The following is a 17,636-nucleotide window of genomic DNA, read 5'->3' on the forward strand; positions in this document are numbered from 1 at the left end:
TATAGAAAATTATAAATAAAAACAGGTTTTTTATGCAGATTAGAGACTATTATCCCTTTAGGAATACTTTATTTATTCAGCATCTCCATATTTTCAGTTATCTATTTATGGCGGTAAGTATTCTGTATTTGATTGCTGCTAACTGGTTAATGCTCCCAGATAGCGTTCAGATACTCATTCCACCTACCATATTACTTGTTACAGCTTGGCTGAGCGTAAAAGATACCTTAAATCAGGGAGTCCGACAGACTTTACATGGTGTTTGCGGTCTTATGATTGGTTTGAGTTTGGCCGTAATTGGGCAAGTTTATCAAACTGGCGCAGACAGTTATTTACTTTTCTTGATTTGGACATTACTTTTACTGCCGTGGCTGTATCGGCCGAATATTGGAATCTTTGCTTTAGTTTGTATTACTAGCCAACTCACATTATTTTTATTTTTTAAACAGACTTTCTGGGCAGAAAAATTTCCTTATTTATACTTATTCACTCTAAATTTATTAAGTCTCATAGAGTTTTGGATCTGTATAAAGAAGTATCGTGCATTACGTTTTGTTTTTATTGCTTGGTTTGCTGTCATTTCAATCATTGGAATGATTCAATACTTATCGAATGCAAACATTCCTTATCTGATCTCGGCTTCCTTTTCAGGAATAATCGCTTTTTATTATTTCTTCAAAAAAGATGATCAATTATGTGCCAGTTTAATGGCTGCTGTTCTTGGTGTAACGGCCACCATATGGCTTGTAGATGGGATTAATCATCTATTTAAAGATTCTAATGAATTCATCTTTTTATTGATTGCGGGCATTATTTTTACTTGGTTTGCGCTGATTAGTTATTTTTTAATAAAAATTTTTCGTCAAAGCCGTTTTTATGTCATTCCTTTAGCAATTGGTGCTTGGCTTGCAGGCTTAGCTCTTGCAGCTTTTACTTTAGTATTTTGGAAGGCTATTTCTTTAGTTATCGGGGTTATGTATGTCGTATTAGCTACTATTCTTTTAAGAAAATCCCAGAGTAATTTCTTTCGACAATTTGCCTATTGCTTATTTGTGAGTGGGCAGACTGCTTTTTTGTTTCATCTTGGTTCAGAAACGGATCAAATCTTATGGGTGTTAATTGCACAAATTTTTATCTTATGTATTAGCTATTTTATTAAACCACACTGGTTTTTTATTCTCATTCAAATATTCGCTACTTATGGCATAGCATTCATCTATTTACTACAGATGGACCATTCATTGTGGTCACTAAATTCTACCGAGACTTATTTTAATTTAACCTTGCTTAACTATTTAATTTTTAGCTTAGTACTCTTGATGGGAACTAAGAAGATGGCACTTTATGAGCGCAGCCTTTTCTTAAGTGTACTTGTGGTCATTTTGGTGAGTTCTTTCTTTAATACTTTTATGGGATTAGCACTTGTTGATTTAACCGATCGACCTTTATGGTTTATTTATATATTACCGAGCGTGTGGCTACTGTGTTTTAGTTTTTTCTATTTATATAGACAACTCCAACCTTTTGCTTTTGGTGCCTTTTTAATTTTTGGCATATTGCTTATTGTGCTTGGCTATTTCGAAGTTTTTATTCTATTCACTATTTTGATATGGTCTTTGAAAAATAAGGATCGCATCGTTTATGGTATTACTCTCATTGTATTTGCATTTGTATTTTGGCAACTTTATTACAACTTACAATTAAGTTTTTTAGCTAAAAGTGCATCTATCTTGATATCGGGAGTTGTATTGTTAGCGTTATACGGATTACTCCAGCAAGAAACTAAATATAATTTTATTCAAGGAGAAAAATAATGAAAAAATATTTTTCTCTTATTCTTGCAATGGTCACCCTATTATTTTTTGCAGGATTAGTAGCGAAAAATGAATGGCATCTACATCAGAGTAAAAGTATTTTTATTAAGCTTAAGCCAGTTGATCCGCGTTCAATTTTACAAGGAGACTATATGGCACTGGCTTATGAGTTAAATTTACAATCTCTCAAAGCGCTTTCGGGAAGTGAAAGCGAGGCTCTAGATCTGGTAATTTTTAATCATGCTTCCGTTCCAGTAAAAGTTATTTTGGATTCAAAAAATCGTGTAGTTCGTACAATTTTAGATACTCATAACTCATTTGCGGGACAAAGTTTAATTTTAAAAAATCCGGAAAATCGCTTACAGGCTTTGTATCCAGCGTCTCAAAGCTTTTTATTTGCCGAAGGGCTAGCTCATTGTTATGAGAAAGCAAGATATGCAGAATTTAAGGTGAATGCAAAAGGAGAGGCGACTTTATTTGAATTGCGGGGAGAAGAGCTTCAGCCTTTAAACTGTAAACAGCAACAAAGTTGGTGGAAGGGCGCGGCTAGAAGTTTATAAAGTGCATAAAAAAGCCCGTAAATACGGGCTTTTCTTTTTTAATCTTTATTATGCAACTTGTACAGGAATACAGTTCGCTGTGTGGTTGACTGTATTATCTGGATTTGCATAAACCAAACGTGGTTTATGAGCATTTGCTTCAACTTCTGTGAAATCACCAAAAGTTGCGATAATGACTAAATCACCAACATCTGCTTGATGGGCAGCACCGCCATTTACAGAAATAATGCCAGAGTTGTCTTCACCACGAATCGCATAAGTTGTGAAGCGCTTGCCGTTAGTTACGTTCCAAACGTGGATTTCTTCGTATTCGCGAATACCAGCTAAATCCATCAATACGCCATCAATTGCACAAGAACCTTCATAGTGAAGTTCAGCATGGGTTACAACTGCACGGTGAATTTTGCATTTTAATAAACGAGATAGCATGGCTAGCGTCTCCTGAGTAGACCTAAGAAGATCTTATAGTGAAATCTTTTGCCTTTGCCGCTCTGCTGGCAAGGTGGCTGATGCGCATTTTGCTCCTAAAAAAGCAAGATAGCAAGCTTGATTGTTCAACAATTTAAGCTGGTTTATACGCATTAATTTGGTTCATGGCCTGTGATACTTGTCCTTGAACAAGTAACTTTACTTTTGATAGAGCATGATCAATTGCTCCATCCATCAGGCTTTGTTCACTACTTGGCGCTTTTCCGAGCACATGTCCAGAAACTCTTTCTTTTGAACCTGGATGTCCAATACCAATACGTAAACGATGAAAATTTGGACCAATGTGTGGGACAATGTCACGTAAACCGTTATGACCGCCGTGTCCACCGCCTGTTTTAAGACGAATTACACCAGGGTTCATATCTAGTTCATCATGAGCAATCAGAATTGCTTCAGGAGCAATTTGATAAAACTTTGAGAAAGGAACAACACTTTGCCCGGAACGATTCATGAAAGTCGTTGGTAGAAGTAAGCGAACATCGTGTCCTTCTATATTACCACGACCACTGATTCCGTGAAATTTTGGATCATTTTTTAATATAATGCCATATTTAACTGCAAGCTGTTCAACGAACCAAAAGCCTGCATTATGGCGGGTTTGGGCATATTCTGAACCAGGATTGCCCAAACCAACAATTAGCGAAATATTTGACACTAATCTACGCCTTTAAACACTTATGCGCGTTTGAAGTCAGCGTGCATAGGAGTGTTTTTAGATGGGTGACGTTGTAACGCTTGGATTTTAACGTTTTCAACTTTGTCGCCCACTTTAATTTCTACAACTTCTTCAAAGAAAGCATTGCTTTCTAATGCTTTTACAAGCTCACGAAGTTCTAAAGTAACAGTTACAGGCTCAGCGTTACCACCGTAGATGATAGCTGGAACTAAAGATTCGCGACGAAGGCGGCGGCTCGCACCTTTCCCTTGTTTGTCTTCAGCACGCGCTTGAGCGTTTAATACGAAGTTTGCCATGAGTAAATCCTCATTAAAGATTAAATAAACTAAACTTGCGACCAGTCTAGTGATAGAAAACCCCAGCCAAAGCCAGGGTTAAGAAAAAGCTGCAATATTATAAACTATCGAACATCGCGCTGATAGACTCTTCGTTATTAATACGACGAATCGTTTCAGCAACCATACTAGCAACAGAAACTTGGCGAATTTTACCTAAGTTCAATGCTTCTTCAGAAAGAGGAATTGTGTCAGTTACAACTAACTCATCAATGACTGAGTTACGTAAGTTCTCAATTGCTTTACCTGAAAGTACAGGGTGAGTTGCATAAGCAACAACACGACGTGCACCAAATTGCTTAAGTGCATCAGCTGCTTTACACAATGTACCAGCAGTATCAACCATGTCATCTACAATAACACAATCACGATTTTTTACGTCACCAATCAAGTGCATAACTTGCGACTCATTGGCTTTTTGACGACGTTTGTCGATGATAGCTAAATCGATGTCACCCATCTGTTTGGCAACAGCACGAGCACGTACTACACCACCAACGTCAGGAGAAACCACCATAAGGTTATCATGTTGCTGTTGACGTAAGTCAGCAAGCAAAGCAGGAGTACCGTAGATGTTGTCGACTGGAATATCGAAGAAGCCCTGAATTTGGTCAGCATGTAAGTCAATCATTACGACACGATCAATACCAACAGTGGTAAGCATGTCTGCAACAACTTTAGCTGTAATCGGCACACGCGCAGAACGTGGACGACGGTCTTGGCGAGCATAACCAAAATAAGGGATAACAGCGGTAATACGACCAGCACTTGCACGACGCAAAGCATCTGCCATAACCAAGATTTCCATAAGGTTATCATTGGTAGGAGCACAAGTAGGCTGAACGATAAATACGTCTTTACCACGAACATTTTCAGTAATTTCTACTGAAATTTCTCCATCAGAAAAGTGACCGACTGATGCAGCACCTAGAGGGATATGTAAGTGACTTACGACTTTTTGAGCGAACTGTGGATGAGCATTTCCACTAAAAACGACAAGATTGGGCATGAAGCACCCTTGGCGGTTGGTATGTAATGAAATAGATGGCAGGGGCGGCTGGATTCGAACCAACGGATGCCGAGATCAAAACCCGGTGCCTTACCACTTGGCGACGCCCCTAATGCGGCAGAACTTTAATATTTTTGCAATGCAATGTCAAGGATAATCAACAAAAAGCAAGGCAATTAAGTCTGTCTTTAAAATAAGAGAATGGCAGGGGCGGCTGGATTCGAACCAACGGATGCCGAGATCAAAACCCGGTGCCTTACCACTTGGCGACGCCCCTAAATTCGATGATATATATGATGGCAGGGGCGGCTGGATTCGAACCAACGGATGCCGAGATCAAAACCCGGTGCCTTACCACTTGGCGACGCCCCTAATATAATCATCATTACAGGTGAAATTGGCAGGGGCGGCTGGATTCGAACCAACGGATGCCGAGATCAAAACCCGGTGCCTTACCACTTGGCGACGCCCCTAACTTGTAACTTTAAAATGACGTAAAGGAGATTCTTTTAAACTGTTTACCAAGTAAGACTTACATGGTGCATGTTTAAGAATGTCATCAACATTCATTTCATCGGTTACTTCAGTAAAAACACAAGCACCTGTACCTGTAAGCTTTGCATGACCAAATTGATCAAGATATTGCATTGCTTCTTCAACTTCAGGGTATAACTTTCTAGCCAGAGGCTCAAAGTTATTTCCAAAATTAGAAGGTTCTAACTGATAGGCGCAAAATTTAGTGGTCTTAGTGTCTCTTGTCAATGTTTTTTGTGAAAAAAGCAATTGAGTGCTGATAAAACAATCAGGTTTTAAAATAATGAACTGTTTTTGATCTAAGTCTATGAATGTTAAATGTTCACCAATGCCTTCAGCCCATGCATTTTTACCATAGATAAAAATAGGAACATCGGCACCGAGCTTTACGCCATAGTCCGCAAGCTCTGCTTGAGTCAGGCCACATTCCCATAATTGATTTAATACAATAAGCGTGGTGGCGGCATTGGAAGAACCACCACCTAGGCCTGCACCCATTGGAATATTTTTTTCAATTTTGATGTGTAGACCACAAAGTTTTTTTGCATGTGGTCTGAGGATTTGAGCCGCTCGGTAAATTAGGTTTTGCTCAAGTTGAACTTCACCTAAACCTTCGATTTGAATTTCATCTTTCTCAATGGGCGAAAAAACCATCCAGTCATATAAATCAATGAGTTGGAAAATGGTTTGCAATTCATGATAACCATTTTCACGACGTCCCGTAATATGCAAAAACAGGTTGAGCTTGGCTGGAGAAGGTACTCGAATCATAGATTTATAGAATTAGATTTAGCGGTTTTGGATGACCATTGTAATACGGTTTTCTTTATCTTCAGCAAGAGCCTGCTTTAAAACCAGTTTATTTGGTAAAGTTTGTTCGCCGTTATAACTAAAATCAACAGTCCATCCATCTTCAATAAGTTGGCTAACGCGATTTGCGTTATCTTTGCTAATTTGAGCATTTAAAGTTGCTGGCTTTGCTAAGATCCAACTCGTTAAGTGCGTAATCGGTGCTTGCCAGCCTGTAGCACGTTCTAGTAGCTCCTCAGGAGACGCAGCTGTAATGAGCCCAGTTTTTGAACTGTTTAGAGTGACTTCACCCGGTTTTCCCTGAATTTGTGTTTTTCCAACACCTAAAATACCGCTTAATTCGATATCAAAATTATCTTGTTGCTGAACCCATGTAAAGAAGGCGCTACCACTTTGTTGTGGTGTGCGCACTCCAATTTTTCCTTGCAAGTTGAAGTGTTTTTCATCTTGTACTTGGTGGGTAACTGCGGGTTTAGGCTGAGTAAAATGCTGACAACCGGTTAAAAATAACACACTTGATCCACAGATCGCTGTGCACAGTTGGGCAAGTTTGCTCATAAATTTAACTCTTTTTTACAGATGTAGGTAAAATTAACGCATCAAGCTGCTGTAATTGTGGATCATTCGCGTGCTTTTGTTTCAGTTGTTGTAACACAGCGCTAAACTGGGTTAATGATCCTTGCATATACAGTGCTTTAGCGTAACGAATGCCAATGTTTATGTTATGACTGAGTTCATAAGCTTTGCCTAAAACTTCTGCAGCAGCTTCATAATCATTTTGTAAAAATGCGATATAACCTAGCGTATCAAGAATTGAGGCTTGTTCAGGCGCATATTCCAAAGCTTGTTCAGCATATTGTCGTGCTTCTTTTAACCTACGATTTTGCAGAGCTAGTGTATAAGCATATGCATTAAGATAGGTCGGGCTATTTGGTTCTAATTGTAATAGCTGTTTAAGCGTTTTATCGAGTTTATCGCGATCTGTATAAGGGTCTAGTAATAGAACCTCTGCATAAATGAGTTCTGGGTCATCCGGTAAATTTTTGATTGCTTCATCGAGTAAATTTAAAGCAGCCTTTTTATTGCCCATTTTCTTTAAAATTTCAGCTTGAGCCTGATAGAGAAAGCTTGCGTGCTGAGGGTAATTGACCCGCTCTTGGGTTAAAAAACGTAGAGCATCATGTAAATTTTCTTGTTTATCGTAGATTGCAATCAGATTACGTCTTGAGACGATATATAAACTGCCATCTACTAAACGGTAATAGGCTTTTGCAGTTTCATAATGCTGTTTTCGTTCGGCATTAATGGCTAAGTAGTAATATGCTTCATTTTGATATTTTGCAGAGTTGCGTAAATCAACCAAATATTGTTCTGCTTTATCATATTGTTTAAGGTCAATACTGGTTAAACCAGCGATGAACAATGCCTCTTCAGCATGAGGATTGCCCTCTATAATTTTCTCTAATTTTTCAAGCGCAAGTTGAGGTTGGTTAATCTGAATGAGATAACGTACTTCTGCTAATCGAATATCTAAATTTTTCTTATATTTACGACTAGATTTTGCGTACCATTTTAAAGCACCTTCCTGATCACTTAATGCAATAAGCAAGTTCGCTTTCATTAAAATAAAGCTTGTAACTTTAGGGCGGCGGCGTAGTGCACGGTTAATTGTTTCTAATGCAGGTTCTAATTGACCATTTTGTGCTTCAAGATTGGCGATAAGAGCCAAAATAGAAGGGTTTTCCTTTTCTGCACTAGAACGTAAAGCAGTTAATAAGACTTCTCGATCCTGCTCATTTTCAGGTGCAATACTTGCCAAAATTTGTTCAAGATCGGCAGTTGGATCGATTTTTAAAATTTTATCTAAAGTCTCGGCCGCAAGCTGATATTCATGAGTTTTTAATGCAATATGCGATAAATAGAATAAAGCTGGAACGTCTTTGGGCTCTTGAACAACCCAGTGTGTTGCAATATTTAATGCAGCTTGTAAGTCGTTATATTCAAGTGCAACGTCTAGTGCACGCTGCTTAATTGTTGTTGAGTTGCTTTTAATCGCAAGCACTGTGTAGTTGTGTAGTGCTGTAGGAATATCGTCATAAGCTAATGCAAATTCAGCGACCATACTCTGTTGTAGAGCCTGATCAAATGAATGCACTGCATAGGTCTCTTGCAACGGACGTGCATAGACATACGAGGACATGCTACCTAACAATAAGAATGTGGTAGAATACTGTCTTATCGAAGCACCGTTAAAATTAATACGGCTATTCATTTGACGCAATTTTTATTGATCCAAAGTAATGCTTTTTATGACACCAATGTTGCACAATAGCATAAATTTAGCGAAATGATGATCTGATATGTCTTTCTTTGCATTGGGTGTCAACCATCAAACAGCTTCTGTAGAACTCCGCGAGCAAATTGCTTTCAATGCGGAGCGATTAAGTAATTTGCTTGCTGAACAACGTTATCACGAGTCTTTAAAGGACTTGGTGGTTGTCTCAACCTGTAACCGTACAGAAGTCTATGCCATGGCGGAAGATGCCGAAAGCCTTCTGAAATGGTTAGCCGACGCCAATAATATTGATGTAAAGCAGTTAATTCATCATGTTTATCGTTACGAGAATGCTCAAGCCATTACACATTTAATGCGTGTAGCAAGTGGTTTAGACTCATTAATGCTGGGTGAACCACAAATTTTAGGTCAGGTAAAAAGTGCTTTAGCATTGTCTAAAGAAGCACAGACCGTGTCTCCTGAATTAAATAGTGTGTTTGAGTATGCTTTTTACGCTGCTAAACGTGTGCGCTCTGAAACAGCAGTAGGCAGCCATGCAGTTTCAATGGGATATGCTGTTGCACAGTTGGCTTTACAAGTTTTTAGTAAACCTGAAAAGTTAACAGTTATGGTGGTTGCCGCAGGCGAAATGAACAGTCTGGTTGCCAAGCACTTAGCTGAAATGGGTGTTGCCAAGATTATCATTTGTAATCGTAGCCGCGAACGTGCTGATCAATTGGCTCAAGAAATTACCCATCAAGTTGAAGTTGAGATTATTGATTTTTCAACGCTATCAGAAAATTTATATCGTGCTGATGTGGTTTCAAGTTGTACGGGGAGTTTGTATCAGGTTATTGCCTATGCAGATGTTAAAACCGCACTAAAGAAGCGCCGTTACCAGCAAATGTTAATGGTTGATTTGGCTGTACCACGTGATATTGATCCTAAAGTGGAATCACTTGATGGTGTGTATTTGTATGGAGTTGATGATTTACAAAGTGTGATTGATGAAAACTTGGCTCAACGACGTCAAGCGGCTGTTGAAGCGGAAGTAATGGTTAATCAGCTAGCCACTCAGCTCATTACACATCAAAAAGTTAAAGAAGCGGGTAGCACAATTCATGCATATCGCCAGCATAGTGAAGAAATTAGCCAGCAAGAGCTTGCTCATGCATTAGAAACTTTGCACCATGGGGGAAATCCTGAGCAAGTGCTTAAAGAGTTTGCTCACCGCTTAACGCAAAAGTTAATGCATCCTACCTCTATGTTATTGCGCGAAGCTGCCAAAGCAGAAAGTCCTGACTATTTCGAGTGGCTACAACAGCATTTACAAGATGTATTTGACCATGAGCGAAAACCTAAACGTTAAGACAGTAGTCTTAAACTAATTTGTTTAGTCAGTTCATTAAGTTGTTGTCTTAAGTTTCGTGACTCAACTAATGAAATTTTAGATTTCAGTTTTTGACGTAAATATCTTTCTTGCAAGCCTAACGCATATTCTTTAGCAAGTTTATCAGCGACTTCAGGAGCTTGAGTTAACGCTTGAATATTGGTTCTTTGCATAATATCTGCAACTTCATGGCAGTAACTGCTACAAGCGCCTAGTACATAATAAGTTGCTAATTCTTGATCATCAGGTAGATCATCAAATATACGGTTTAGAATTGCTAAAATTTTAGCCAATAACTCATCTTGTGCAATATAGGCACGCAATCCTTCAAAATGAATATAAAGAAATGGATGATGCATTAAAATTGCAACAGCAAAGTCTTCATCTTTCGTTTGGATGTTAAAAGAGAGTGATGCATCGTGACTAACTTGTGGAGTAAAGCGCTTGCCTAAACCTAATTTTTCACGGAAAGATTGTGTTAATAGGTAACGGAAAGATCCTTGTTTCGGCAATAGCTCGGTGAGTTCCCTTAACTCACCCATGACAAGACTCTTGCCTTCAGGGGTACTAATGTTATGTTGACCCGTAAGATGAGCAAAAACGAAGTCAGAGAGCAGGGGAGCTTGATCTAATAGCCTTTGGAAGTTTTCAAGACCTTCACGTCGGATTAGAGAGTCTGGATCGTCGTCATTAGGCAGTACAAAGAATTTAAGCTCACGACCATCATTGAGTAGTGGTAATGCAATTTCTAAAGTTCGACGTGCTGCTTTTTGACCGGCAGCATCACCATCAAAGGCAATCGTAATTCGATTATTTTGTTTAAATAAAATATTTAAGTGTTCAGTATTACTTGCCGTTCCTAAAGTTGCGACAGCACCCGTGATGCCATATTGCTGTAATGCAATGACATCCATATATCCTTCTACCATTAACCAGTCATTAGATTTTAATTTTCGACCTTCATATAGACCATAAAGCAGTTGGTTTTTATGGAAAACTTCTGAATCTGGTGAGTTAATGTATTTGGGTTTAATTTCGTCATTGAGCGCACGACCACCAAATCCAACGACACGACCTTTCGGGTCTCGAATTGGGAAAATAACGCGATCACGTAAAAGGTCAAAGTCACGGCCATTATCACTTGAACGGATGAGTCCGAGTTGCTTTAGACCTTCAATATCGTAAGGAAAAGCTTTTTCTAAATGCTGCCAATCTTCGGGAGCATAACCTAAACGCCAAAACTGAATAGTTTGGTCAGTTAAACCACGCTGCTTAAAGTATTTTTTAGCTTTTTGACTGGTTGGTAATTGATGTTCGTAAAACTGAGCAACATTTTCTAAAAGGTCGTATAAATTACCTTCTTGTACGGGTTCATCAAAACTAAAAGGCTGTTCAAACTGTGCAAAAGGATCATCAAAATATACTGGCTCAAGCGTATTATACTGATCATCTGTAGGTGCTTGAGTTGTGGTTTCATCAGTCGTTTTTTGTGGCGCAGGTGACTTAGTAACTTGGCGTGTATAAGATAGTTTTTTATTATCGGTATTATCTTTTGGTAATTCGACACCCGCATGACTCGATAATTCCTTCATCACATCAATGAAGTTTCGGTTATCAATATCCATCAAAAAGCGAATGGCATTACCGTTTGCCTGGCAGCCAAAGCAGTGATAATACTGCTTATCACGGTATACATGGAAAGAGGGAGTTTTTTCTTGATGAAAAGGGCAACAACCAGAATATGTTCGTCCGGTCTTTTTCAGTTTCACACGTTGACCAATCAGATCGACAATATCTGTCCGATCTAAAATCTGATCAATCGTATGTTGTGGAATTGCCATAATTCAAATAACCGTGTTTAAACTAATGATGCGATAGGTCAGATTATTCTGACATGATGAACCGAGATATGCCCGATAAATATTTTACTATTTTATAAAAACAAACAGGCAAGTGATATCACTTGCCTGTTTGTTGTTTATTTTTAAGCTGTTATTGCTTATTGAGCAGCGTCATTTACTTCATTCGAAGAAGCCGCAGGCGCAACTGTTGCACCTTCTGCTGCTTTTTCAGGTTTATCAAGTAAACCGAAACTTAAACGATTAGTCCAGCTACGTTCAGGTTTTGGCGTTTCAACAGGTTTACTGGTTGATTCTTCAGCTTCTTCTTTGCCAGAGTTACCAATTAAACCAAAACTTACGCGGTTCAATAAACTACGTTTTGGTTCAGTCGCAGAAGTTGTTTCAGCTGTTACAGATTTAGATTCGCGACCGAGAATACCCAAGGTTGCACGGTTAATCCAGTTACCTTCTTTACGTGCGGCACGCATATTCACTGTGCCATTTTTATTTACAAGGCTAGGGTAGTTAAGTTTTAGAACTTCGATATATTGTTGCGAAGTTGCCTTATCACCTAGCTTGTCATAGCTATATGCCAAAGTTGCTAATGCTTCTGGCACTTGAGGCGTTTGTGGATAGTGTTCAATTACCCATTGTGAACGCTCAGCTGCGGCAATCCATGCTTTACGTTTAACATTGAAACGTGCTGCATTCATTTCGCTTTCAGCAAGCTCTTGACCAATAAACTTCATACGCTGTGCTGCATCTACAGAGTATTGGCTACTTGGGAAGCGACGAATCAAATCAACAAAGTTTTGATAAGCAAGTTTTAAATAACTGATGTCACGGTGAGATTGTTGCAAAGAGGTATAACGCAATAAGCTGTCGTAGTTCAGCTCCATGTTAGATACGCCACGTACATAGTATGCATAATCTAAATTTGGATGCTGAGGATTTAAACGAATAAAGCGTTCTGCTAGAGCAATTGCTCCTTCATAATCTTTTTGCTTAAATTTTGAATAGAGAAGTTCAAGTTGTGCTTGTTGTGCGTATTGTCCAGTTGGATAATAAGTATCAATCGCTTCTAATGACTTAGTGGCGTCAAGATATTGACCACGATCAAGAGATTTTTGGGCCTTTTCAAAATACGCTTGTTCACTAGATTGAGGGCCAGTATCGACCACTTCTTTTTTACTTGGATTGCTGCTACAGCCCACAAATGCAGACGCTACACCTAAAGATAAGGCAAGCATCGTAATTTTATAACGTGGTAGCGACATAAAAACTCCTCTGTTATGTTGGGCAATGAGCTACAATTGCGCTATTAAACCACTTTTATCTCAATGATCAAATGACTTCAGCACAATCTTCAAACACAAACTTCTCTGAAACTGACTTCAATTTACTTGAAGATTCTGAGGATGCAGATAACCATACTTCTGATACAACTGCAACACGTTTATCGTTGCAAGTTCAGCTAGATGAAAGCTACTTAGGGCAACGTATCGACCAAGTTGCAGCTATGGTGTGGAGTGAATTCTCCCGCGAAAAACTTAAACAATGGATGAAGGAAGGTCATCTGTTGGTAAATGGTAACATCGTAAAGCCTAAATATCGTTGTGAGGGTAGTGAAACACTTACATTAAATGTTGAACTAGAAGCACAGACCACCAGTCAGCCAGAAAATATTCCACTTGATATTGTTTATGAAGATGAAGATATTTTAGTCATTAATAAGCCAGTAGGTATGGTGGTGCATCCTGGGGCGGGGAACACCTCTGGAACTTTGGTGAATGCTTTACTTTACCATTCTCCAAAATTGGCTGAACTCTCTCGTGCCGGTTTAGTACATCGTATTGATAAAGATACTAGCGGTTTATTGGTTGTTGCTAAAACATTAGAAGCTCAATTTTCTTTAAGTAAACAGCTGGCAAATAAATCGGTTTACCGTTTATATGATTTGGTTGTGTATGGAAATATTATTGCTGGCGGTACGATTGATGAACCGATCAAACGTCATCCAGTTGACCGTGTGAAAATGGCAATTTTACCGGGTGGGCGAGATGCAGTGACCCATTACAATGTAAAAGAGCGCTTTAAAGATTTTACCCGTGTGCAAGCTCGCCTTGAAACAGGTCGAACTCATCAGATTCGTGTGCATTTTAGTTACATTGGTTATGGCTTGATAGGTGATCAGGTTTATATGAACCGTGTACGTGTGCCTGCTGGTGCTTCTGAATTGCTCATTGACACTTTACGTGGTTTTAAACGTCAAGCGTTACATGCAGCGAAGCTTGGCTTAAAGCATCCTCGTACTGGTGAAGAAATGACATTTGAAGCACCATGGCCTGAAGATTTTACCCAGCTAATTAATGTGTTACGTTCAGAAAACGCTGCATATTAAGGATATACATATGGAATTTGTTCAAGGTTTACCTCAAGGTGTATTTGTAGGGCAGACGCGTATTCAACATCCTTTGGCATTACCAACGGATCAAAGTGAACTAACAGGTTTTAATCTTGCTTTACATGTTAAAGATGAAGCCCAGCGCGTTCAGCAACATCGAATGATGCTGTTAGACGAGTTTGCTCAGTTTGGTGTTAAGAAAATGACATGGATGACTCAAACGCATAGTACGATTTGTCATACGGTTAATGAACAAATTCCTTTTATCGCATTAATTGGTGATGGCTTGGTCACACAAACCAAAGGTCATGCATTAATGATGATGACCGCCGACTGTTTGCCTGTGGTACTGGGTAATGCTGAGGGTACTGAAGTTGCCAATTTACATGCAGGATGGCGTGGTTTGGCGGGTGGTATTATTGAAAATACAGTTGCTGCTATGCAGAGCCCTCCAACATGGGCTTGGTTAGGAGCTGCGATTAGTCAACCCTGCTTTGAAATTGGAGCTGAAGTAAAAACTGCTTTTTGCAGTAAATATCCTGAACTGGAAACAGCATTTATTGATGGGAAAGCTCCAGATAAATTTCATGCAGATTTGTATGCGATTGCTCGTTTTATTTTGCAAAAACTCGGTGTTAAACAGGTTTTAGGGGGCGATCAATGCTCATATCAGCAGCAAGATGAGTACTTTTCTTATCGCCGTGATGCTAAAACTGGCCGTATGGCAACTTTTGTTTTTATGTAGTTTATAAAATCCATATTTTATTTTAGAAATATGGTCGTTGCTGATTACTCTCTTATGTTATTTAGATATTTAAATATCGTAAGAGAGTTTTTTATTTTTTGAGTTTTTAATATTGAATAAAATCAGTCATTAAACAGCTGGTCTTTATATTCATAGATCATGGTTTAGCAAGTTTTAATAAAATGATAAAATAGAAAAAATCGCTCAAAATATTAAACTTATGTCTTTGCCTGAAAAACATCTTTCTATTGTCTATCACAGTCCTTATGGTCACACTGCAAAGGTAGCATCTGCTATTGCTGCTGGTGCAGAGGTGATGGGTGTTAAAGTACATGTGATGAATATTGAGCACATTGACTGGGATGTTTTAGATGCTTCACAGGGGATTATTTTCGGCTCGCCAACGTATATGGGGAGTGTAACTGCTGATTTTAAAAAGTTTATGGATAGCACATCCAAACGTTGGAAAAATCGTTTATGGCAAGGCAAGTTAGCAGCGGGTTTTGCAAATTCGGGTGGTTTGAGTGGCGATAAACTGGCGGTTCTACAACAGCTTAATATTTTTGCAATGCAACATGGCATGTTGTGGTCTGGTTTGCCTTTAATGGCGACAGGTCATACTGAAACTGATTTAAACCGATTATCAAGTTGTTTGGGTTTAATGACTCAGTCGGATAATGCACCTGTTGAAATTACGCCACCGCAAGGGGATTTAGATACTGCTAAATGGTTTGGTGAATATATTGCTGGACTTTTATATAGATTAAATTAAATAAATCGTACGATATAAAAAAGCCTCTAACAGAGGCTTTTTTATTCAATTATTTATGAAATATTCGAGCTTTATCACGCTGCCAGTCACGGTCTTTTTCAGTTGCGCGTTTGTCATGGAGCTGTTTACCTTTTACAAGCGCAATTTCTAGTTTAACCAAGTGTCCCTTCCAGTAACATGCTAATGGAACGCACGAGTAACCTTTTTGGTTCACTGCGCCCATTAAGTGTTCAAGCTGACGTCGGGAGAGTAATAACTTACGAGTACGTGTTGCTTCAGGCACAACATGAGTTGAAGCCGATAATAAAGGCTGAATTTGTGAGCCAAGTAAAAATGCTTCGCCATTTTTAAAAATGACATAACTTTCTGTCAAAGTCATACGCCCAGCACGTAAGGATTTTACTTCCCAACCTTGAAGTGACATACCTGCTTCAAATTTTTCTTCGATAAAATAATCATGACGGGCACGTTTGTTTTGTGCGATGGTTCCGCCATTATGTTTCTTTACTACTGTTGCTTTCGCCATAATTCAAACTTCCACAATTACCTCTATTGTGCCGTAAAGTGATGCTAAGGTGAAGTTTTTTCCCACATATCAATATTTCGTCTCTTGTATAACTTTTGCTAAAATAGGCGCACAATACAATTAGAGTACTAGCGGATGTCTAAAACGCGTGTAATTTATCCTGGAACATTTGACCCTATCACAAATGGGCACGTTGATTTAGTTACTAGAGCATCAAGAATGTTTGATGAGGTCGTAGTAGCTATTGCAATTGGACATCATAAAAATCCTTTGTTCAGTCTAGAAGAAAGAGTTGCACTGGCACAGTCATCATTAGGTCATCTATCAAATGTCGAATTTGTAGGTTTTGATGGTTTACTGGTTAATTTTTTCAAAGAACAAAAGGCCACAGCAGTACTACGTGGTTTAAGAGCAGTCTCTGATTTTGAATATGAGTTTCAACTGGCCAATATGAACCGCCAACTTGATCCGCATTTTGAAGCAGTGTTTTTAACACCTTCTGAACAGTATTCTTTTATTTCTTCGACGTTGATTCGAGAAATTGCACGCTTAAAAGGGGACGTAACCAAGTTTGTTCCGCAAGCTGTGGTCGAAGCTTTTGAACGTAAACATCAACAAGGTTGGTAAAGTGTCGTTATATATCACCGATGAGTGCATAAACTGTGATGTTTGTGAACCAGTTTGCCCAAATGAAGCAATTTTTATGGGTGAAGTGATTTATGAAATTCATCCGGATTTATGTACCGAGTGCGTTGGTCATCATGACCAGCCACAGTGTCAATTATTTTGTCCAGTCGACTGTATTCCTAAAGATCCGCAGCATGAGGAAACGGAAGAACAGCTATTAGACAAATATAAAAAACTAATTGCTCAAAAAAGCACAAGCAATTAGTGAATAAATTTGTTAATATGCGCCCTCGAAGTGAGCCGGATGGTCGCTGCTGTGGAGGTCTCCGTGACTGAAGCAGGAGAGGAAAGTCCGGGCTTCATAGGGCAGGGTGCCAGGTAACGCCTGGGCGGTGAAAGCCGACGGAAAGTGCAGCAGAGAGTAGACCGCCTCATTCGTGAGGTAAGGGTGAAAGGGTGCGGTAAGAGCGCACCGCGTGTCTGGTAACAGTTCACGGCATGGCAAACCCCACCAGAAGCAAGACCAAATAGGAATCCTAGGTGCGGCCCGTACTGGATTCGGGTAGGTCGCTTGAGCGTATGAGTGATTGTACGCCTAGAGGAATGACCATCCTCGACAGAACCCGGCTTATAGGCTCACTTCACCTCATTTTATTTAAAATTTTTCTTGACGCGCGGTAAAGAAGCTAAGATAATGCGCGCACAGTTTACGGCTATGTAGCTCAGTTGGTTAGAGCACCGCACTCATAATGCGGGGGTCACAAGTTCAAGTCTCGTCATAGCCACCATTTTACAGACCACGCTCCTGCGTGGTCTTTTTTTATGCTTT

At 39.2% G+C, this 17,636-nt stretch carries 18 protein-coding genes, 5 tRNA genes and 1 other RNA gene; 10 read left to right on the forward strand and 14 right to left on the reverse strand.

Annotation, left to right across the window (positions count from 1 at the left end; genetic code table 11):
* Nucleotides 1-32 precede the first annotated feature (32 nt).
* Together ABLB96_RS06665 and ABLB96_RS06670 are read left to right on the forward strand one after the other, a co-directional pair.
* On the forward strand, nucleotides 33-1,814 hold the full coding sequence (locus ABLB96_RS06665) for a DUF2157 domain-containing protein (protein WP_348895895.1): 1,782 nt from the start codon (nucleotides 33-35) through the stop codon (nucleotides 1,812-1,814).
* The gene (locus ABLB96_RS06670; RefSeq protein WP_348895894.1) at nucleotides 1,814-2,374 is read left to right on the forward strand and encodes a GDYXXLXY domain-containing protein; all 561 of its coding nucleotides are present in this window, start codon (nucleotides 1,814-1,816) and stop codon (nucleotides 2,372-2,374) included. Before ABLB96_RS06665 ends, ABLB96_RS06670 begins: the two co-directional genes overlap by 1 nt.
* A 48-nt stretch (nucleotides 2,375-2,422) precedes the next feature.
* Here ABLB96_RS06670 and panD read toward each other — a convergent pair whose 3' ends face one another.
* From panD to ABLB96_RS06725, 11 genes are all read right to left on the reverse strand, one after another.
* The gene (gene panD, locus ABLB96_RS06675; protein ID WP_016142035.1) at nucleotides 2,423-2,803 is read right to left on the reverse strand and encodes an aspartate 1-decarboxylase; all 381 of its coding nucleotides are present in this window, start codon (nucleotides 2,801-2,803) and stop codon (nucleotides 2,423-2,425) included.
* 133 nt (nucleotides 2,804-2,936) lie between these two features.
* On the reverse strand, nucleotides 2,937-3,518 hold the full coding sequence (pth, locus tag ABLB96_RS06680; protein WP_348895893.1) for an aminoacyl-tRNA hydrolase: 582 nt from the start codon (nucleotides 3,516-3,518) through the stop codon (nucleotides 2,937-2,939).
* A 20-nt stretch (nucleotides 3,519-3,538) separates the two neighbouring features.
* The gene (gene rplY / locus ABLB96_RS06685; protein ID WP_348895892.1) at nucleotides 3,539-3,835 is read right to left on the reverse strand and encodes a 50S ribosomal protein L25; all 297 of its coding nucleotides are present in this window, start codon (nucleotides 3,833-3,835) and stop codon (nucleotides 3,539-3,541) included.
* Between the two features lie 97 nt (nucleotides 3,836-3,932).
* The gene (locus ABLB96_RS06690) at nucleotides 3,933-4,883 is read right to left on the reverse strand and encodes a ribose-phosphate pyrophosphokinase (protein WP_004703381.1); all 951 of its coding nucleotides are present in this window, start codon (nucleotides 4,881-4,883) and stop codon (nucleotides 3,933-3,935) included.
* A 36-nt stretch (nucleotides 4,884-4,919) separates the two neighbouring features.
* Nucleotides 4,920-4,994, reverse strand: a tRNA-Gln gene (locus ABLB96_RS06695).
* A 91-nt stretch (nucleotides 4,995-5,085) separates the two neighbouring features.
* Nucleotides 5,086-5,160, reverse strand: a tRNA-Gln gene (locus ABLB96_RS06700).
* Between the two features lie 20 nt (nucleotides 5,161-5,180).
* Nucleotides 5,181-5,255: transfer RNA gene (locus tag ABLB96_RS06705), tRNA-Gln, on the reverse strand.
* Nucleotides 5,256-5,281: 26 nt separating this feature from the next.
* Nucleotides 5,282-5,356: transfer RNA gene (locus ABLB96_RS06710), tRNA-Gln, on the reverse strand.
* Nucleotides 5,355-6,188, reverse strand: a complete 834-nt coding sequence (gene ispE / locus ABLB96_RS06715) for a 4-(cytidine 5'-diphospho)-2-C-methyl-D-erythritol kinase (RefSeq protein WP_348895891.1) — start codon at nucleotides 6,186-6,188, stop codon at nucleotides 5,355-5,357. Before ispE ends, ABLB96_RS06710 begins: the two co-directional genes overlap by 2 nt.
* Nucleotides 6,189-6,206: 18 nt before the next feature.
* Complete coding sequence (lolB, locus tag ABLB96_RS06720) at nucleotides 6,207-6,785, reverse strand: lipoprotein insertase outer membrane protein LolB (RefSeq protein WP_348895890.1); 579 nt, start codon at nucleotides 6,783-6,785, stop codon at nucleotides 6,207-6,209.
* 4 nt (nucleotides 6,786-6,789) lie between these two features.
* Entirely contained in the window at nucleotides 6,790-8,499 is a 1,710-nt protein-coding gene (locus ABLB96_RS06725; RefSeq protein ID WP_348895994.1) for a tetratricopeptide repeat protein, read from the reverse strand.
* A gap of 88 nt (nucleotides 8,500-8,587) precedes the next feature.
* Here ABLB96_RS06725 and hemA point away from each other — a divergent pair, with 88 nt between their 5' ends.
* Nucleotides 8,588-9,871 (forward strand): glutamyl-tRNA reductase, encoded by a 1,284-nt coding sequence (gene hemA / locus ABLB96_RS06730; RefSeq protein ID WP_348895889.1) that lies wholly within the window; start codon nucleotides 8,588-8,590, stop codon nucleotides 9,869-9,871.
* Here the strand turns inward: hemA and ABLB96_RS06735 are convergent.
* Nucleotides 9,868-11,733 carry a DNA primase gene (locus ABLB96_RS06735; protein WP_348895888.1) on the reverse strand — a complete coding sequence of 622 codons (1,866 nt, stop codon included), beginning with the start codon at nucleotides 11,731-11,733 and terminating at the stop codon, nucleotides 9,868-9,870. The two genes, hemA and ABLB96_RS06735, sit on opposite strands and share 4 nt — an antisense overlap.
* A 158-nt stretch (nucleotides 11,734-11,891) precedes the next feature.
* On the reverse strand, nucleotides 11,892-13,010 hold the full coding sequence (locus ABLB96_RS06740) for an outer membrane protein assembly factor BamD (protein ID WP_348895887.1): 1,119 nt from the start codon (nucleotides 13,008-13,010) through the stop codon (nucleotides 11,892-11,894).
* 71 nt (nucleotides 13,011-13,081) lie between these two features.
* On the opposite strand from ABLB96_RS06740, the gene rluD reads away from it, so the two are divergent.
* The 3 genes from rluD to ABLB96_RS06755 all read left to right on the forward strand — a co-directional run bounded on the left by rluD (nucleotide 13,082) and on the right by ABLB96_RS06755 (nucleotide 15,654).
* Entirely contained in the window at nucleotides 13,082-14,134 is a 1,053-nt protein-coding gene (gene rluD, locus ABLB96_RS06745; protein ID WP_348895886.1) for a 23S rRNA pseudouridine(1911/1915/1917) synthase RluD, read from the forward strand.
* A gap of 10 nt (nucleotides 14,135-14,144) precedes the next feature.
* Nucleotides 14,145-14,882, forward strand: coding sequence for a peptidoglycan editing factor PgeF (pgeF, locus tag ABLB96_RS06750; RefSeq protein WP_348895885.1), 738 nt, complete (start codon nucleotides 14,145-14,147; stop codon nucleotides 14,880-14,882).
* 220 nt (nucleotides 14,883-15,102) lie between these two features.
* Nucleotides 15,103-15,654, forward strand: coding sequence for a flavodoxin family protein (locus ABLB96_RS06755; RefSeq protein ID WP_348895884.1), 552 nt, complete (start codon nucleotides 15,103-15,105; stop codon nucleotides 15,652-15,654).
* 49 nt (nucleotides 15,655-15,703) lie between these two features.
* Here the strand turns inward: ABLB96_RS06755 and smpB are convergent, their stop codons facing one another.
* Nucleotides 15,704-16,180, reverse strand: coding sequence for an SsrA-binding protein SmpB (gene smpB, locus ABLB96_RS06760; RefSeq protein ID WP_004641603.1), 477 nt, complete (start codon nucleotides 16,178-16,180; stop codon nucleotides 15,704-15,706).
* A 135-nt stretch (nucleotides 16,181-16,315) separates the two neighbouring features.
* On the opposite strand from smpB, the gene coaD reads away from it, so the two are divergent.
* From coaD to ABLB96_RS06780, 4 genes are all read left to right on the forward strand, one after another.
* On the forward strand, nucleotides 16,316-16,807 hold the full coding sequence (gene coaD / locus ABLB96_RS06765; protein ID WP_000047853.1) for a pantetheine-phosphate adenylyltransferase: 492 nt from the start codon (nucleotides 16,316-16,318) through the stop codon (nucleotides 16,805-16,807).
* 1 nt (nucleotide 16,808) lies between these two features.
* A complete protein-coding gene (locus ABLB96_RS06770) occupies nucleotides 16,809-17,072 on the forward strand; it encodes a YfhL family 4Fe-4S dicluster ferredoxin (RefSeq protein ID WP_034679161.1) in 264 nt (87 codons plus the stop codon).
* 27 nt (nucleotides 17,073-17,099) lie between these two features.
* Nucleotides 17,100-17,454: RNase P RNA component class A (gene rnpB, locus ABLB96_RS06775), an RNA gene on the forward strand.
* A 64-nt stretch (nucleotides 17,455-17,518) separates the two neighbouring features.
* A tRNA-Met gene (locus tag ABLB96_RS06780) sits at nucleotides 17,519-17,595 on the forward strand.
* Nucleotides 17,596-17,636 lie beyond the last annotated feature (41 nt).

The sequence above is a fragment of the Acinetobacter sp. XH1741 genome, from assembly GCF_041021895.1.
Taxonomy (GTDB): Bacteria; Pseudomonadota; Gammaproteobacteria; order Pseudomonadales; family Moraxellaceae; genus Acinetobacter.

Bases quoted from the DNA above. Each gene is read 5' to 3' on its own strand.
- ABLB96_RS06690 (WP_004703381.1), bottom strand. From the start codon at position 4,883: ATGCCCAATCTTGTCGTTTTTAGTGGAAATGCTCATCCACAGTTCGCT.
- pgeF (WP_348895885.1), top strand. From the start codon at position 14,145: ATGGAATTTGTTCAAGGTTTACCTCAAGGTGTATTTGTAGGGCAGACG.
- rplY (WP_348895892.1), bottom strand. From the start codon at position 3,835: ATGGCAAACTTCGTATTAAACGCTCAAGCGCGTGCTGAAGACAAACAA.
- ispE (WP_348895891.1), bottom strand. From the start codon at position 6,188: ATGATTCGAGTACCTTCTCCAGCCAAGCTCAACCTGTTTTTGCATATT.
- lolB (WP_348895890.1), bottom strand. From the start codon at position 6,785: ATGAGCAAACTTGCCCAACTGTGCACAGCGATCTGTGGATCAAGTGTG.
- smpB (WP_004641603.1), bottom strand. From the start codon at position 16,180: ATGGCGAAAGCAACAGTAGTAAAGAAACATAATGGCGGAACCATCGCA.
- hemA (WP_348895889.1), top strand. From the start codon at position 8,588: ATGTCTTTCTTTGCATTGGGTGTCAACCATCAAACAGCTTCTGTAGAA.
- ABLB96_RS06735 (WP_348895888.1), bottom strand. From the start codon at position 11,733: ATGGCAATTCCACAACATACGATTGATCAGATTTTAGATCGGACAGAT.
- coaD (WP_000047853.1), top strand. From the start codon at position 16,316: ATGTCTAAAACGCGTGTAATTTATCCTGGAACATTTGACCCTATCACA.
- panD (WP_016142035.1), bottom strand. From the start codon at position 2,803: ATGCTATCTCGTTTATTAAAATGCAAAATTCACCGTGCAGTTGTAACC.
- ABLB96_RS06725 (WP_348895994.1), bottom strand. From the start codon at position 8,499: ATGAATAGCCGTATTAATTTTAACGGTGCTTCGATAAGACAGTATTCT.
- ABLB96_RS06670 (WP_348895894.1), top strand. From the start codon at position 1,814: ATGAAAAAATATTTTTCTCTTATTCTTGCAATGGTCACCCTATTATTT.
- ABLB96_RS06665 (WP_348895895.1), top strand. From the start codon at position 33: ATGCAGATTAGAGACTATTATCCCTTTAGGAATACTTTATTTATTCAG.
- ABLB96_RS06755 (WP_348895884.1), top strand. From the start codon at position 15,103: ATGTCTTTGCCTGAAAAACATCTTTCTATTGTCTATCACAGTCCTTAT.
- ABLB96_RS06740 (WP_348895887.1), bottom strand. From the start codon at position 13,010: ATGTCGCTACCACGTTATAAAATTACGATGCTTGCCTTATCTTTAGGT.
- rluD (WP_348895886.1), top strand. From the start codon at position 13,082: ATGACTTCAGCACAATCTTCAAACACAAACTTCTCTGAAACTGACTTC.